Source organism: Limosilactobacillus coleohominis, from assembly GCF_016901675.1.
In the GTDB taxonomy this organism is placed as follows: domain Bacteria; phylum Bacillota; class Bacilli; order Lactobacillales; family Lactobacillaceae; genus Limosilactobacillus; species Limosilactobacillus intestinavium.
Genome location: NZ_JACJKU010000039.1, coordinates 1 through 15,356, shown reverse-complemented (window position 1 = coordinate 15,356; position 15,356 = coordinate 1). Strand labels below are relative to the sequence as shown.

Here is a 15,356-nt window from a genome sequence, read left to right as displayed (position 1 = left end):
CGTTAAATAGTCCGGCCAAAGTTTTAGTTACCCATACCATTAAAGGATACAAAACAATAAATAATCCGAAAACTCCAGCATAGTACAAGTCTGTCAATGCTCCAACAATTACTGCAAATCCGTATAACGGAATTTTAATATCAGCTTCAAAGAAGTAGGCTAATACTAACCATAAAAGGACTAATTGGCTTACCATCGTGTATGGAAATGAAAAAAATTGATTAGCAAATACCTTGCTGAATGATCCATCTAAAAAGAAAGCGATAAATAATCCAATCGGAAATAAAAATCTAATTCGAGATAAACGATACATTTATTTCCTCCTATGAATCTAATTCTGCAACCGTCACAATATTAACGTCATTAAAATTAGCTGCGGGCTTAATGTAGATTTTTTGAGCAAGGCCGTAATCATCTTTACCAACTCGTGAAACTTTACCAACGTATAACCCCTTAGGAGTTACACCTCCCATACCACTAGTTGTAACCTTGGTGCCCTTTTTAATTTTAGCTTTTGAAGTAACTTGTCCCATCACTAAACTATTAGTCTCAGAGTCATAATCCGTAATAATTCCGTTGACAGTCTTGCCATCTTCTCCTTTAATTTGAATGGCAAACCGGTTAGCAGATTCTCCAGTGTTACTTAATAATTCTACTTTACTATTAGTTTTATTAACTTCAGTAACACGTCCAATCAAACCGCCAGCAGACATTACAGGCATATTTTTCTTAATCCCGCTAGTTTGACCTTTATTAATAATCAATTGTTTTTGCCAAGATGATGGAGTTCGTGACATAACAGCAGCACTAATGGTGGAATAATCAGTCATTGATTTTTTGACCTTTAATTCAGCCTTTAATTCACGATTCTCCTTTGACAATGTTTGATTGCGAACCTTGTCTTGTGCTAATTCAGAAACCTGTTGTTTTAATTTTTGATTTTCCGAATAGGTGTTTAATAGATCAGAAAATGAACTCACACCATTTTGTGCTGCATTCACTGGATAGGCCACAACACTGCCTACCATACCAACAATGTCATTGCCAAATTGTTGCACTATCGGTGGTGTTTGCCGTCGATTCCGAAGTGCAACTGATCCGCCCATCAAACCAAACGCGACCACTAGCACTACAACAATAAAAACAAGTCGCCGGTTGGAAAAAAACTTACGCATTCTAAGAATCCCCCTCCCAATTAAGAAAAGAGAAGCGGAGCTCGGCAAAACACATCGTTTTGCGACTCGCTCCGCCCATCTTATAAAATCTCAATTGGTTTTCTATGAGTTATTATTTTTTCTTCATTACATCGATACTCTTCAAAGATTCACCAGTACCAATTGCTACACAATCTAATGGATCATTAGCAATAAATACTGGAACCTTTGTAGCATCAGCAATAACATCTGGCAAGTGCTTTAATAATGAACCACCACCAGTTAAGACAATTCCGTGGTCAATTACATCCGCAGCAATTTCAGGAGAAGTCTCTTCTAATGTTGATTTAATTGCATCAATAATCGCAGCAACAACATCCTGCAATGCGCCAGATAATTCTTCAGCGGAAACCTGCATTGTCTTTGGTAAACCTGTTACCAGATCACGACCACGAACTTCCGCGCTTTCCATATCTTTAGCAGCTTCAGGAGATGCAGATCCAATATCCCACTTTAGTTTTTCAGCAGTCCGTTCACCAATAAGCAAGTTTTTGTGTTGACGAATGAATTGGATAATAGCATCATTCATCTTATCTCCGGCCATTCGAATAGAGCGACTAGAAACAATTCCGCCCAAAGAGATGGTAGCAACATCTGTAGTTCCACCACCAATATCAACTACCATACTTCCAGTTGGATCCATAACAGGAAGACCAGCACCAATTGCAGCAGCAAATGGTTCTTCAATTACATAAGCATCACGAGCCCCTGCAACACGAGTAGCGTCAATTACAGCACGCTTTTCAACTTCTGTGATTCCGCTTGGTACACAGACCATTACATACGGCTTCCCTGCATTTCCGCCAAGTGCCTTGTTCATGTAGTATTTCATCATTGCAACAGTTGTATCGTAATCTGCAATAACTCCATCTTTCATTGGCCGAATAGCAACGATACTAGCAGGTGTACGCCCAATCATATCACGGGCGGCTTCACCAACAGAGATCACTTCGCCAGATTTTTTATTACGAGCAACTACAGAAGGTTCTCGTAAAACGATTCCTTTACCTTCAATGTAAACAATTGTATTGGCAGTTCCTAAGTCAATACCAATATTTTTGGTTCCAATTCCTAATGGCAATCTATGTCGTCCCTTCATTTTTAGGTTTCATTTGATTTCAAGTAGAACAGCAGTATTATACCATAGCTATCCCGAAGATTAACAGTCACAATATACTACACTCATTAACAAAAGGACAGGATTTTTTTAATATTTAAAGATATTTAAAGATCTAATGTGTCTTCACGCCAACTGTAATAGCTTTCACTACCAACAATTAAAAAATCAAGTAAATGAATACCAATTGTATTCCCCGCTTGATCTATTCTACGACACATTTGCAAATCATTATCAGATGGTTCAATACTTCCACTAGGATGATTATTAACTACAATAACGCCGGTAGCACAATTCTTTATGGCATATCTAAAAATTTGATCAGGAAACAAACTACATTGGCTTTGACCACCGATAAATAGCCGTTGCTTTGCTATAATTTCATTGTGAACATCAGTACACAATATTGCGACGCTTTCCTGTTGATCACCAGCGTATTCTTCAAGTAAGGCTTGACCTACTAATGTGCTTGAATATGCATGACCATATAAATCATGAGGGCTTTTAACGATGAACTCACCAATTTGAACTGCATCCAGAAACCGCCCCATTCTCTCAGTTGACAAATTCTTTAAATATGTGATTTCTCTAGTACTAAGCTGTCGAAATTCTGCTGCTGTTGGAGCAAGTTTGAATATCTGTTCAGCTAAATTCGGTTCATCATTAAAATACGTTCGAATTAGTGTTTGATAACGATTGCTACTAACATCTAAAAACATTTCTATCTCTCCCTTCACATTTAATAGACGTAAAAGAGAGGGAAAATTTTTTTAATCTGTCATTAAATGTCTTACATCCGAAATGAAATATAAAGATCCTGTCACTATTAGGACATCATCCTCAGACATCTGATGAACAATCTTAGCAAAACCTAATTGCCAATTATTAATAATTTCAATTGGATAATGACTTGGAATTTCTTGAATAATCTTGCTTAGGTCAGCGCTTTTTCTACCTTTATAAGGACCATCAAAATTGGTGACAAATATATGAACATTCGGTAGGCTAGCGAGTTCACCAAGCATTAAATCATATTGCTTATCTGCCAAAATAGCTACTAAAATATACACTTCCTGATTTTTTAAGTCATCGCGAATGGTTTTTACTAGTGCTTGTATCCCAGGCAAATTATGTGCGCCGTCTAGTATAATCGCAGGTTGCTCATTTATTAATTCCATTCGTCCAGGCCACTTAGTATGAGACAATCCTCTTTTGATGCTTCTTTTGTCTAGAGAAATTCCTAGTTTTTTCATTACCACCTGAACTATCGTAATTGCAACTCCTGCATTGTGTGCTTGGTACTCACCTGCCAATGACAGCTTGTAATTATCCGGTGCAAGACTGATCCCGGAATAATTAACCGTCGCATACAGTGATTGCGGACTTACTACTTCAAAAAAGTAATCTTTCCCTGGTTTAAACACCTTGCTACCTGTTCCATGAGCGACTTTATCAATAACATCTTGTGCACTAGGATCTAAATCACCCACCACTACTGGGCAATCATCTTTAATAATCCCTGCCTTCTGTCGTGCAATCTCTGGAAGACTATTCCCTAGATACTTCATATGATCATAACCAACCGTAACTATTGCTGATACTAATGGAGCCTTAATGACATTGGTCGAATCATATAAACCACCAATTCCAACTTCTAGGATAACTACATCTAAGTCATGATCAGCAAAGTAACAAAACATTATAGCCGTGTTTATTTCAAATTCCGTAGGCCCACCTTCAGGCAATTCATGATCCAATTTTGTTACTTCTTTTGCGACTAGATCCGTATATTTCACCAAATCATCATCAGAAATTGGACAACCATTGATTGCGATTCGCTCGTTAAATCGGGTAATGAATGGTGATGTAAACGTTCCTACATTTAGGCCCTGTTCCATTAGCATCTGCCTGGTCATTGCTACTACAGACCCTTTACCATTCGTTCCAGTAACGTGAATATAGTTCTGACCGCGTTGCGGATCACCTAAGCGGTGTAATAGTAATCTCATTCGTGACAAAGTTGGCTTCTTTTTAAAACGTGGGCGATTGTGAATAAAAGCCAGAGCTTGTTCGTAATTATCGATCAATGCTTTCCCCTTCTTTATGAAAATTTAGGTAACCAAATTTTATACCCGTAATAAAAAGGTGTCGACCAAAATCGACACCTTTCATTAGATTATTTTATGCGTTTTTTAAAGATTCCAATCGTTCTTTTGCTGCTGATAGCTTTTGTTGCCATTCATCAGCTTTCTTCCGCTCTTCTTCAACTACTTTTTCAGGAGCATTTTTTACAAACTTCTCATTGCCCAATTTCTTTGTAGAACGATCTACCTCTTTTTGCAATTTAGCAATTTCGTTTTGCATTTTAGCTTTTTCTTCATCCAAATCAACTAATTCTGCCATTGGAATGTAAACAGTTGCTCCAGCTAAAATACCACTCATTGCAAGTTTAGGAACATCTACCTCAGTACTAATTGTTAATTCAGCAGGATGACAGAAACGTTGAATATAATCCTGATTGTCTTTGAAAATATTACCCAGCTTTTCTGTATCAACTTTAATTAACATGTTAACTGGCTTTGATAATGGTGCTCCAGCATCATTTCTAATCGAACGAACTGCCTTAATGAGGTCAATTAAGTCCCCCATTTGTTCAACTGCAGCGTCATCACCTAACTCATTATGAACTACTGGGTAGTTACTAATCATAATAGATTGGCCTTCATGAGGCATTGCTTGCCACAATTCTTCAGTAACAAATGGCATAATTGGGTGGATTAATTTCAAGATTTGATCAAGAACATAAGCCAAAATATTCTTGGTATCCAGTTTTTCTTCGTCGGTTCCATTGGTTAACTTCTCTTTGGTCATTTCAATGTACCAATCACAGAAATCATTCCAAATAAAGTTATACAATGCTCGACCAGCTTCACCAAATTCAAATTTATCAAACTGGCTATTTACTTGGTTAACGGTAGCATTGAGCTTAGCTAAAATCCAGCGATCAGCCAGGTCCCATTTATCCTTATTTGGCAATACCGGTGCTTGATCTACACCATCCAGGTTCATGATTACGTAACGACTAGCATTCCAAATCTTGTTAATAAAGTTCCAGGCTGCATCCATCTTCTTGTAAGAGAAACGGATATCTTGTCCAGGTGTAGACCCAGTTACCAAGAACCAACGCAAAGCATCAACCCCGTATTTAGCAATAACGTCCATTGGATCAATCCCGTTTCCTAAGGACTTACTCATCTTACGACCCTGTTCATCACGAATTAATCCATGCAACAAAACATTACGGAAAGGTGCTTTCCCAGTAAATTCAAGAGATTGGAAAATCATTCTGGAAACCCAGAAGAAAATAATATCATATCCCGTTACTAATGTACTGGTTGGAAAATAACGTTTGTAATCTGCAGCATCTGTATCAGGCCAGCCCATTGTTGAGAATGGCCAAAGTGCACTAGAGAACCACGTATCAAGAACGTCCTTATCTTGTTCCCAGTTTTCGGCATCCTTAGGTGCTTCCATGCCAACATACATTTCTCCGGTTTGTTTGTTATACCAAGCAGGAATCCGGTGTCCCCACCACAATTGACGAGAAATTACCCAGTCATGAATATTTTCCATCCATTGTGTAAATGTATGTTCAAATCGACCTGGAATAAAGTTCACGCGGTCATCCGTTTGTTGATTCTTTAAAGCAGCTTCCGCCAACGGTTTCATCTTAACAAACCATTGTGTTGACAAACGTGCTTCCACTTGAACACCGGTCCGCTCCGAATGACCTACAGAGTGAACGATTGGATCAATTTTTAACATGTAACCTTCATCTTGAAGGTCCTTAACAATTGCCTTACGAGCTTCAAAACGATCTAACCCTTGATACTTACCAGCGTTTTCATTCATGGTAGCATCTTCATTCATGGTATTCAGTTCAGGCAAGTGATGACGTTTACCTACTTTAAAGTCGTTCGGATCATGGGCTGGGGTAATCTTAACCATACCAGTTCCAAAGTCAGGGGTTACATAGTCATCAGCAATAATCTCGATCTCCCGATCAACCAGTGGTACTCGAATGTGTTTACCAACTAATTCTTTATAGCGTTCATCATTAGGATTAACTGCTACCGCTTCATCACCAAACATGGTTTCAGGACGGGTAGTAGCAATCTCAATATAATCTTTACCATTAAATTTGGTGCCATCTGTAAATGGATACTTAACATGGTAAAATGCGCCTTTATCATCTTTGTGGATAACTTCAATATCTGATAAGGCTGTTCGCGCTTGAGGATCCCAGTTAATAATGTATGTCCCACGATAGATAAGTCCCTTGTTATAAAGGTCAACAAAGACCTTCCGCACTGCCTTGTTAAGACCCTCGTCTAAGGTAAAGCGTTCGCGATCATAGTCAACGGAAATTCCCATTTTGGCCCATTGCTTGTGGATGATATCTGCATACTCGTCTTTCCAATCCCACACTTGTTGGACAAACTTTTCGCGGCCAAGATCATAACGAGAAATACCATCCTTACGTAATCTTGCTTCAACTTTAGCTTGAGTGGCAATCCCGGCATGGTCCATTCCTGGTAGCCATAGAACATCATAACCTTGCATCCGCTTATGCCGAATAATAATATCTTGCAATGTCGTATCCCAAGCATGTCCTAAATGCAATTTTCCAGTAACATTTGGCGGTGGAATAACAATTGAATAAGGGTGTGCTTTCTTATCCCCACTTGGTTTAAAAAAACCGTTCTCATCCCACCATTGATAACGACCGCTTTCTACAGCAGCAGGATCAAATTTAGTGGGCATTTCTTTCTTATCTGCCATATCAATAACTCCCTTTCCTGATGGTAAACAAAAAAGCTCGCCCTTAACAAAAGGACGAGCTAACTCGCGGTACCACCTAATTTAAGATGTCGAAACGACATCTTCACTCTTCATTAGATAACGGGAATGACCCGAGTTAACTTACTATTAGTTCAGTTAACTTGCTCGCGAGCTACTTATCGAGACTAATGGATCTTTTCACCAACTAATCCTCTCTGTCAAATTTAAATCTCTCATTTTCTCGGTCAATGCTTTAATGGCATTATAATACGCTATTACTATGTATAACGTCAACCCATGTACACCAACTTTTATCCATGAGAGTTAACAATTTTTATTGTACCTTCAGCTAAAAATTAAGGTATAATTACTGAAAACTTTTTGAAAGAGAGAACTAATAATGCAAATTATTGCTACCATTTTTGTTATTTTTGTTGCAATTGAACACCTGGGAATCATGATTCTTGAAATGTTTGCCAAACCTGAAAAACATGCGCAGTCGTTCGACTTAAATACGGAATTCACCAAGCAACCTGAAGTAAGGGTACTGCTGGCTAATCAAGGGATTTACAACGGAATGTTAGGACTTTCCATTTTAGCAAGCTTCTGGCTCTTCTCTGGCAACACACAATTAACTGTTCAATTACTACTACTAACTTTTATTGCAGTTGTTGCCCTCTATGGCGGCTTTACATCGACACGTAAAATTTGGCTTCTACAAATGTTGCCTGCAATTATCGCAATTATTGCTATTTGCTTTGTTATCTAACAAGGGTTTTATAGTAACTCGGCAAATACATCTTCATTTTGGTTTAAAAATTCATCTCCGGCATGAATTTTAGTGATTTTAATGCCATCTAATGAACGTTGCATTAATCCATCAATATCTAAGACTTTTTCATATTTTTGTGCACGGTCAATCCGTGGCTTAGTCTTTGGAGATGGTGGAGTAAAGACTGTACAACAATCTTCATACGGTAAAATTGAAAGATCATACGTATCGATATCTTCTGCAATTTTAATAATTTCCGTCTTGTCATAAGACAAAACAGGCCTTAGAACTGGCATATTGGTAACTTCTTCAATTGTGCGCATGCTTTCCATTGTTTGTGAAGCTACTTGTCCAAGAGATTCACCATTAAAAATGGCCAGTCCTTTCCGTCGTTCCGCAATTGCCACAGCCAAGCGCAACATAAACCGTCTCTGGATGGTCATTAGATACCCTTCTGGAACTTTCTCCTTTACGGTCTCTTGAATTTCAGTAAATGGCACTTCAATGAAATTAATACTGCCGCAATAATGAGCTAATTTGCCGGTTAATTCTTTAGCCTTAGCTAATGCTTGTTCACTAGTATATGGCGGACTATAGAAGTGCACCATTTCTAAGGATACCCCACGTTTCATAGCGAGATATGCTGCTACTGGAGAATCAATACCGCCAGATAACATCATCATTCCCTTACCTGCGGTCCCAACAGGGAGTCCCCCAGCACTCTTGATTACTTCACTACTTAGATAGATACCATCTACACGAATTTCCACCCAAATTGTGACATCAGGATGGTGAACATCAACAGTTAATAAATCAGGAAACTGTTCTAATAAAAATCCACCTAATTCACGATTCATGTCAAAAGTATCCATTTCAAAATGGTGGTCACTTCTCTTGGTTTCAATTTTAAAAGTGACTGGTTTTGTTACTTGGTCTGCTACCATTTGCTTAGCAGCTTGACAGACAGCAGAATAATCTTTAGCAACTTTCAGCATCGGTGAAAAAGTTTGAATTCCAAAAACCTTGCTTAAGTGCTTCATGACCTGATCACTATCTGTATTATTTAAAATGATGTGCATTCGATCAGCATTAGGATGCACCTTTACATCTGGAAATTTGTGCAAAGCATCTCTGACATTTGTCCCTAGACGATCTATAAAGTGCCGTTTATTGCGACCCTTGGTGGATAGTTCACCATAGCGAACCATTATCTCATCATATTGCATAAAAGCCTCCTAACCTAGGATTTTCTTAAATCCATCATATAATTCATCAAATGTATCATTAAACACATCAGCTTCTTCTAATGTATTCTGATCACCAAGACTAACTCTTACCGCACATTCAGCGATATTTTGCGGAACATTCATAGCGGACAATGTACTCGTCTCAGTATCTTTCTTGGATGAACATGCACTAGTAGTTGAGATGTAGATGTTACGATCCTCAAACGCATGAACCACCGTTTCGCCACGAACACCGACAATTGCAAAACATAAAATATGTGAAGCAAACCCATCATTACCTTTTGAAAATACTTTAACGTGTGGGAATGTCTTGATATGGTCAATTATTCGTTGCTTGATCTGGCGTTCAGTGTTCACTACAGTAGATTCTTTTTCTTTTAAAAGACGAATTGATTTTGCCAATGCAGCGTCACCCGGGGTATTTTCCGTACCACCTCGTAATCCTTGTTCTTGACCGCCTCCATCAATCAACGGAGCAAGTTGACGACCATTCTTCTTGTAGACAAAACCTGTCCCCCGTGGCGCGTGAAATTTATGACCAGAAAATGTTGCAAAGTCAACCCGATCGCTAAATACTACGTCATCAATTCCTTTACCAATGGCTTGAACAGCATCAACCATAAAATGAATTCGTGGATAATCCTTTAAGATTGCTCCTACCTCACGAATCGGCTGAATCGTTCCAATTTCGTTATTCACTGCCATAATAGATACTAATATTGTATCTGGACGAATAGCCGCTTTCACATCTTCTGGATTAATTCTTCCTTCAGAATCCACTGGTAGGTAGGTAACTTCGAACCCCAAATCTTCCAGTTGATGCATTGCGTTGCGGACAGCAGCATGTTCAACCGAGCTGGTAATAATGTGTTTACCAAATTGCCGTTTAGCTAATGCTGTTCCTTTAATTACCCAGTTATCACCTTCACTACCTCCACTAGTAAAAATAATTTCTCCAGGTTGAACGCCTAGTAATTTAGCAATTTGTTGACGAGATTGCTGCAACAAATTCCAAGATACTTCCCCCATATTATGAAGGCTTGAAGGATTTCCCCAAATTTTTTTGCTGACAGTATTATAGGTATCCAATACTTCAGAATTAATTTTCGTTGTTGCACTATTATCAAAATAAATCAATGCAATTCTCCTTCCTTTTCAGGATTAACTTGTTAGATTATACCAGATATCACTTACTTATGATAACTAAAAAAACAAGATCGTTAAGATGATAATAACACCTTAGCGTCTTGTATTTTTATTAGTTATTTAAACCTTTATAGTAGTCTTGTTCAATCCGCTTAAACGATCCAGCTTCAGCTTCCTCAAGTGCTGTTCCAATTGTTTCTAATGCTCCTGAATAATCATGCTTGTCAAACAACCGCTGTGCCTTTTGAATAGCGGAATCAACTTCATCGTTATTATTACTAAGTCGGTTGGCATATTGAATCATTCGTTCAGTTAAAGCTGCGCTATCCCGCAAATTGTCGGTTTTGTCATGAAGAGTTTCTAAATCATCTTGCACAATCAATAGCTGTTTAGTAATTTCTTCCATATCAATTTGCGGTTGATTCATTGCATTAGACAACTTTGAAATTTCATCACTAACAACAAAGAAATAATCCAAATAATTTTGTGGAATGCCAGGAAGATTCAAGTTTCCCACACGACGTTTAGTGGTCCTGATATCAGAAACAAAGCCTTGCAAAGCCTTCCTTGCTCGTTGCTCATCGCTTTGTAATCCGGCAACACTATCATTAATTTTCTTTTGCTGTTCCTCAATTTCTGTTAAAGCTTTCTCAGCTTCTTGCTGCTGTTGCCAGATGTTACTATAAATTGCTTGATGCTTCTCAATGCTATCAATATCATCATGATATTGCTTTGAGATATCTTTTAACTGTTCATCAAGTTGACGGGTATCAGCAATTTCATTGTTATTTAATGTGTAACTATTGCTCAACCTTTGTAATTCATTCATCAGTTCCTGATTTTGCTTTTCCGCATGTTCAAGGTGACGATGGAGCTGATGAATATACTTATCAACGTATGGCTTAGCATCGATTTCTTTTTGCATCACATCATATAACCGATCAATTTCAGTAGTCAGATGTTCACTCGCTTCTTTAACAGGTGCAATATTTAAATTAGCCAATTTCTTAAGAGCCATTTGACGTTCTTTTTCAAGTTCGTCAACTTGTTTATCGATATCATCATCAGTAAATCGGTATTGTTGCTTGGTTAAATCAGCATATCCTGACTTTAATTCCTTCAATTGATCAGGAAATACAGCATATAATGGCCGATACAAACCTGGAATTTCGTCCATCAGTTTTTGATATGCTGATGTTCGTTCCTGCAAGTCGTTTAGCAATTCTTGAGCCGCGTCATGATCGCCTTTGCTTACAACGTCTGAGAAATGTTCAAATTTTTTCTCTAGGTTCACTAATCTTGATTGCAATTCATCCTTACTATTGCCATAATCAAACGATTTTTCATCTAATTTACGACCAAATGCGTTATATTCTTCACGCAATTGTTTAATTGCATCTGATTGCGTTTTAGCTGCTTGATCTAGTTCGTTAATGCCTTTTTTTAGCTTAGATTGGGTGGTATTTAATTGTGAAACTAATTTTTGTAATTCAGTTACTTGTGAACTGGTGCTAAAAACAGCTTTACCATGTAAATCTTTCTGAATGGATTTAACTAAATCTTGTGCTTTTTGGTAATCATCAACAAAGTCATGATCATAGAGTTCGCGTAATGCGGTAAATTTTTTTAATGATTCCCCCATTAAGCCTTCTAAATGATTTGAATCCAATTTTTTGGCTAACTTTTCGCCATCTAACGCATCTACCTGAGCAGATAATTCCTTAGTAACTGTAATAATCCGTTTCTGATAGAAAAAAATGATTGCTAATACAATCAAAGCAATAATCAAAATACCAATTAAAATTTGCAACATAATGTCTATTCCCACCTAAATCTATAGTAACAATAAATCTATAGTAACAATAATAATCAAATTAAATTATATCATAAACAGCGCAACATTAATGATTCTTATTAACCTAATTGCTAAAATTTGCCTAATAATTTTAAAAAAAGAAAATGTGATTATCATAAATTATCCATTGACAATTACCATCCAAACATAGTAAGGTATTCTTTGTGTAAAATAATGCAGCAGTAAGGAGCAAGCTCGTCAACATAATGATGCCAAAGCGGTGTTTCTAGTAACCCAGCTGCGAGGGTGAACGATCCAATCATTATGCACGAATGTAACCTTACAATCGGATTATTTTACTCCAACAAAATATATTGGAGGAATTTATTTATGTCTCGTTATACAGGTCCAAGTTGGCGTCTTTCCCGTCGTCTTGGTGTTTCACTTTCAGGTACTGGTAAGGAATTAGCACGTCGTCCATATGCTCCTGGTGATCATGGTAATGATCGTCGCGGTAGCCTTTCAGAATATGGTACACAACTTCGTGAAAAGCAAAAGTTGCGTTTCATGTATGGTTTGACTGAACGTCAATTCCGTAACCTCTTTAAGCGTGCTGGTAAAATCAAAGAAGGTACTCACGGTACTAACTTCATGGTATTACTTGAACGTCGTCTTGATAACATTGTATACCGTTTAGGTTTGGCTACTACTCGTCGTCAAGCTCGTCAATTGGTTAACCATGGTCATATTACTGTTGATGGCAAGCGTGTTGATATTCCATCATACGAAGTTGCTGTTGGCCAAGTAATTGGTGTTCGTGAAAAGTCTAAAGACTTAGACATCATCAAGAACGCTGTTGACGCCGTTGTTGCACGTCCATCATACGTTGAATTTGATGCTGATAAGCTTGAAGGTAAGCTTGTTCGTTTGCCAGCTCGTGAAGATATGAACGCTGACATTGATGAATCACTTATCGTTGAATTCTACAACAAGCTTTAATCACTCAGTTCATTATAAAAGATCGGGTTTCATCCCGGTCTTTTTTTAATGGTACAATAACTTTATGATTAAATAAGGAGGTCAGCGACAATGCCAGATAACAAGTCAGAAATTGATCAAAGAATTCAAAATGGTATTTACGGCACTCCAAAGATCAAACCAGATGAACAACGCCATTATATGGGGACCTTTCGTGAGCGAGTTTGGTTAACAATTTCGGTTGCCGAAATAAACAATAACGACTGGTCATTTGCTGTTCGAAAAGAGTTAACTAAGCATCCTGACAGTTTAGTGATTATTAATGGGAATCTAGCGGATCACTTAACTCGTAATTACATCATGCTTGCTAACCAGATGCAAGTTCAATTTACGATTAAGACTGGTTCAGATGCTAAAACTACTCCAGATTCTTTAGCACTGGTCATCAGTGATCATCAAGCAGTTTACGAATCTCCGGTAGACGTTCAAGCGAAGTATGGTCAGTCAAATAATAATCATAAATCTGTCTCACCAAAAAATAATTCATCAATTTGGAAGAGACTTTTTAAAATCTAAGGAGGACATGCTTTGGAACCTTTAGCATACCGAATGCGTCCACGAAACATTGATGAAGTTGTGGGCCAGCAACATCTAATTGGTCCTGGAAAAATAATTTGGCGAATGGTTAAGGCTAAAATGCTCTCATCAATGATCTTATACGGGCCGCCTGGTACTGGTAAAACAAGCATTGCAAGTGCAATCGCTGGATCAACAAAATACGCTTTTCGCAAACTCAACGCGGCAACAGATACTAAAAAAGACCTTCAAGTTGTCGTTGAAGAGGCTAAGATGAGTGGCACTGTGATTTTATTATTAGATGAAATTCATCGCTTAGATAAAGCTAAACAGGATTTCTTACTTCCCCACTTAGAGAGTGGCCATATTATTTTAATCGGTGCAACTACTGAAAACCCATATATCAACATCAACCCAGCCATTAGAAGTCGAACACAAATTTTTGAGGTACATCCCCTCTCTATTGATGATATGAAAATTGCAATAGATAGAGCATTAGCTGATCCAGAACGTGGTCTAGGCAAAATGCCGATCATGATCGATGAAAAAGCTAAAACAGCACTAGTAACTGCGACTAATGGTGATTTAAGAAGCGCGTTAAATGGTCTGGAGCTGGCTGCTAAGTCTACCGCTAAGGGTGAAGATGGTTACATTCATCTCAATCTGTCAACCATTGAAGAAAGCGTTCAAAAACGTAACTTAGTTGCTGATAAAAATGGTGATGGCCATTACGATACTGTTTCTGCATTTCAGAAGTCGATTCGTGGTAGCGATGTAGACGCTGCTCTGCATTATCTTGCTCGACTAATTGAAGCTGGTGATTTGCCTAGTATTGCACGACGCTTAAGTGTCATTGCATATGAAGATGTTGGTTTAGCCAATCCGCCTGCTTGTGCTCGAACAATTTCAGCAATTCAAGCTGCAGAAAAGTTAGGTTTCCCCGAAGGAAGAATTCCATTAGCTAATGCTGTGATTGAACTTTGTCTATCTCCAAAGTCAAATTCTGCAATTATGGCCATCGATAATGCATTGGAACGGCTTCATCAAGGTCATTATGGAAAAATTCCTAATCACCTCAAAGATGCTCACTACAAGGGTGCTGCAAAACTGGGACATGGCACAGACTATAAATATCCCCACGATTTCCCTGAAGATTGGGTTCGTCAACAATATCTTCCGGATCCTATTAAGAATGACCAGTACTATCACCCTAAAGAGAATGGACGGTTTGAAAAAGCTTATGCCAAACAATATCGTTCACTAATTAATGCCCAGCGCCATCGTCAATAATTGCACTTTTGATGCCAATATGCTAGGATTTAGTAAAGAAGATTCTGTTGTGTACGCCTTGTTCATATCGCAGGTTTGCCTTACAACCTTTTATATAGGGATTTGTGTTTCAAGATAGTAGACAACATGCCCTTTCACTCGGTAGTTGAAAGCTATCCACCGAATCCCACCTGTCTTAACTACAGGTCAACACTGTCGAACAAATAACGGCACTAACGGAGTCTTCCATACATATTTGGGAAAGGGCCAAGGTTTCCTGGGTCCTTTTTTTATTGGCTCTACATCATTTAGTGTTGGTTTAACAAAATCGTGAAATTTTCGCTAAATTGGTATAGTTTTACGAGTTACATACTTTTAGGGTATGTGACTCTTTTATTTT

The 15,356-nt window shown here is 38.0% G+C and carries 12 protein-coding genes, 1 other RNA gene, 1 pseudogene and 1 other annotated feature; of the genes and pseudogenes, 5 read left to right on the top strand and 9 right to left on the bottom strand.

Features of this window, described 5'->3' with window-relative positions:
• The 6 genes and pseudogenes from H5975_RS04875 to H5975_RS04850 form a co-directional block, all read right to left on the bottom strand.
• A pseudogene (locus tag H5975_RS04875) lies at window positions 1–313 on the bottom strand (rod shape-determining protein MreD); the annotation flags it as partial.
• Window positions 314–323: 10 nt separating this feature from the next.
• The gene (gene mreC, locus H5975_RS04870) at window positions 324–1,175 is read right to left on the bottom strand and encodes a rod shape-determining protein MreC (protein ID WP_178662314.1); all 852 of its coding nucleotides are present in this window, start codon (window positions 1,173–1,175) and stop codon (window positions 324–326) included.
• Window positions 1,176–1,287: 112 nt separating this feature from the next.
• Entirely contained in the window at window positions 1,288–2,313 is a 1,026-nt protein-coding gene (locus H5975_RS04865; RefSeq protein ID WP_178662316.1) for a rod shape-determining protein, read from the bottom strand.
• A 125-nt stretch (window positions 2,314–2,438) separates the two neighbouring features.
• Entirely contained in the window at window positions 2,439–3,050 is a 612-nt protein-coding gene (locus H5975_RS04860) for a JAB domain-containing protein (RefSeq protein WP_204785119.1), read from the bottom strand.
• Window positions 3,051–3,101: 51 nt separating this feature from the next.
• Window positions 3,102–4,418 (bottom strand): bifunctional folylpolyglutamate synthase/dihydrofolate synthase, encoded by a 1,317-nt coding sequence (locus tag H5975_RS04855; protein WP_204785118.1) that lies wholly within the window; start codon window positions 4,416–4,418, stop codon window positions 3,102–3,104.
• 94 nt (window positions 4,419–4,512) lie between these two features.
• The gene (locus H5975_RS04850) at window positions 4,513–7,173 is read right to left on the bottom strand and encodes a valine--tRNA ligase (RefSeq protein ID WP_204785117.1); all 2,661 of its coding nucleotides are present in this window, start codon (window positions 7,171–7,173) and stop codon (window positions 4,513–4,515) included.
• 47 nt (window positions 7,174–7,220) lie between these two features.
• Window positions 7,221–7,431: a binding site (T-box leader), on the bottom strand.
• 142 nt (window positions 7,432–7,573) lie between these two features.
• Here H5975_RS04850 and H5975_RS04845 point away from each other — a divergent pair.
• Complete coding sequence (locus H5975_RS04845) at window positions 7,574–7,942, top strand: DUF1304 domain-containing protein (RefSeq protein WP_204785116.1); 369 nt, start codon at window positions 7,574–7,576, stop codon at window positions 7,940–7,942.
• 8 nt (window positions 7,943–7,950) lie between these two features.
• Here H5975_RS04845 and thiI read toward each other — a convergent pair whose 3' ends face one another.
• The 3 genes from thiI to ezrA all read right to left on the bottom strand — a co-directional run bounded on the left by thiI (window position 7,951) and on the right by ezrA (window position 12,151).
• Window positions 7,951–9,171: a tRNA uracil 4-sulfurtransferase ThiI gene (gene thiI / locus H5975_RS04840; RefSeq protein ID WP_204785115.1), complete on the bottom strand. Its 1,221-nt coding sequence runs from the start codon at window positions 9,169–9,171 to the stop codon at window positions 7,951–7,953.
• A 9-nt stretch (window positions 9,172–9,180) separates the two neighbouring features.
• Entirely contained in the window at window positions 9,181–10,329 is a 1,149-nt protein-coding gene (locus H5975_RS04835; protein ID WP_204785114.1) for a cysteine desulfurase family protein, read from the bottom strand.
• A gap of 121 nt (window positions 10,330–10,450) precedes the next feature.
• A complete protein-coding gene (gene ezrA / locus H5975_RS04830; RefSeq protein WP_204785113.1) occupies window positions 10,451–12,151 on the bottom strand; it encodes a septation ring formation regulator EzrA in 1,701 nt (566 codons plus the stop codon).
• A gap of 372 nt (window positions 12,152–12,523) precedes the next feature.
• Between ezrA and rpsD the strand changes: the two genes are divergently transcribed.
• The 4 genes from rpsD to ssrS all read left to right on the top strand — a co-directional run bounded on the left by rpsD (window position 12,524) and on the right by ssrS (window position 15,203).
• On the top strand, window positions 12,524–13,132 hold the full coding sequence (gene rpsD, locus H5975_RS04825; RefSeq protein ID WP_204785112.1) for a 30S ribosomal protein S4: 609 nt from the start codon (window positions 12,524–12,526) through the stop codon (window positions 13,130–13,132).
• A gap of 90 nt (window positions 13,133–13,222) precedes the next feature.
• Window positions 13,223–13,687: a YueI family protein gene (locus H5975_RS04820; RefSeq protein WP_204785111.1), complete on the top strand. Its 465-nt coding sequence runs from the start codon at window positions 13,223–13,225 to the stop codon at window positions 13,685–13,687.
• A 33-nt stretch (window positions 13,688–13,720) separates the two neighbouring features.
• Window positions 13,721–14,977 carry a replication-associated recombination protein A gene (locus H5975_RS04815; RefSeq protein ID WP_204785120.1) on the top strand — a complete coding sequence of 419 codons (1,257 nt, stop codon included), beginning with the start codon at window positions 13,721–13,723 and terminating at the stop codon, window positions 14,975–14,977.
• A gap of 38 nt (window positions 14,978–15,015) precedes the next feature.
• Window positions 15,016–15,203, top strand: a non-coding RNA gene (gene ssrS / locus H5975_RS04810) — 6S RNA.
• The last annotated feature ends 153 nt before the right edge of the window (window positions 15,204–15,356 follow it).

What these genes read in the sequence shown, in the direction of transcription:
- H5975_RS04845 (WP_204785116.1), top strand. Translation starts at nt 7,574, where the DNA reads ATGCAAATTATTGCTACCATTTTTGTTATTTTTGTTGCAATTGAACAC.
- H5975_RS04850 (WP_204785117.1), bottom strand. Translation starts at nt 7,173, where the DNA reads ATGGCAGATAAGAAAGAAATGCCCACTAAATTTGATCCTGCTGCTGTA.
- thiI (WP_204785115.1), bottom strand. Translation starts at nt 9,171, where the DNA reads ATGCAATATGATGAGATAATGGTTCGCTATGGTGAACTATCCACCAAG.
- rpsD (WP_204785112.1), top strand. Translation starts at nt 12,524, where the DNA reads ATGTCTCGTTATACAGGTCCAAGTTGGCGTCTTTCCCGTCGTCTTGGT.
- ezrA (WP_204785113.1), bottom strand. Translation starts at nt 12,151, where the DNA reads ATGTTGCAAATTTTAATTGGTATTTTGATTATTGCTTTGATTGTATTA.
- H5975_RS04815 (WP_204785120.1), top strand. Translation starts at nt 13,721, where the DNA reads ATGCGTCCACGAAACATTGATGAAGTTGTGGGCCAGCAACATCTAATT.
- H5975_RS04820 (WP_204785111.1), top strand. Translation starts at nt 13,223, where the DNA reads ATGCCAGATAACAAGTCAGAAATTGATCAAAGAATTCAAAATGGTATT.
- mreC (WP_178662314.1), bottom strand. Translation starts at nt 1,175, where the DNA reads ATGCGTAAGTTTTTTTCCAACCGGCGACTTGTTTTTATTGTTGTAGTG.
- H5975_RS04865 (WP_178662316.1), bottom strand. Translation starts at nt 2,313, where the DNA reads ATGAAGGGACGACATAGATTGCCATTAGGAATTGGAACCAAAAATATT.
- H5975_RS04860 (WP_204785119.1), bottom strand. Translation starts at nt 3,050, where the DNA reads ATGTTTTTAGATGTTAGTAGCAATCGTTATCAAACACTAATTCGAACG.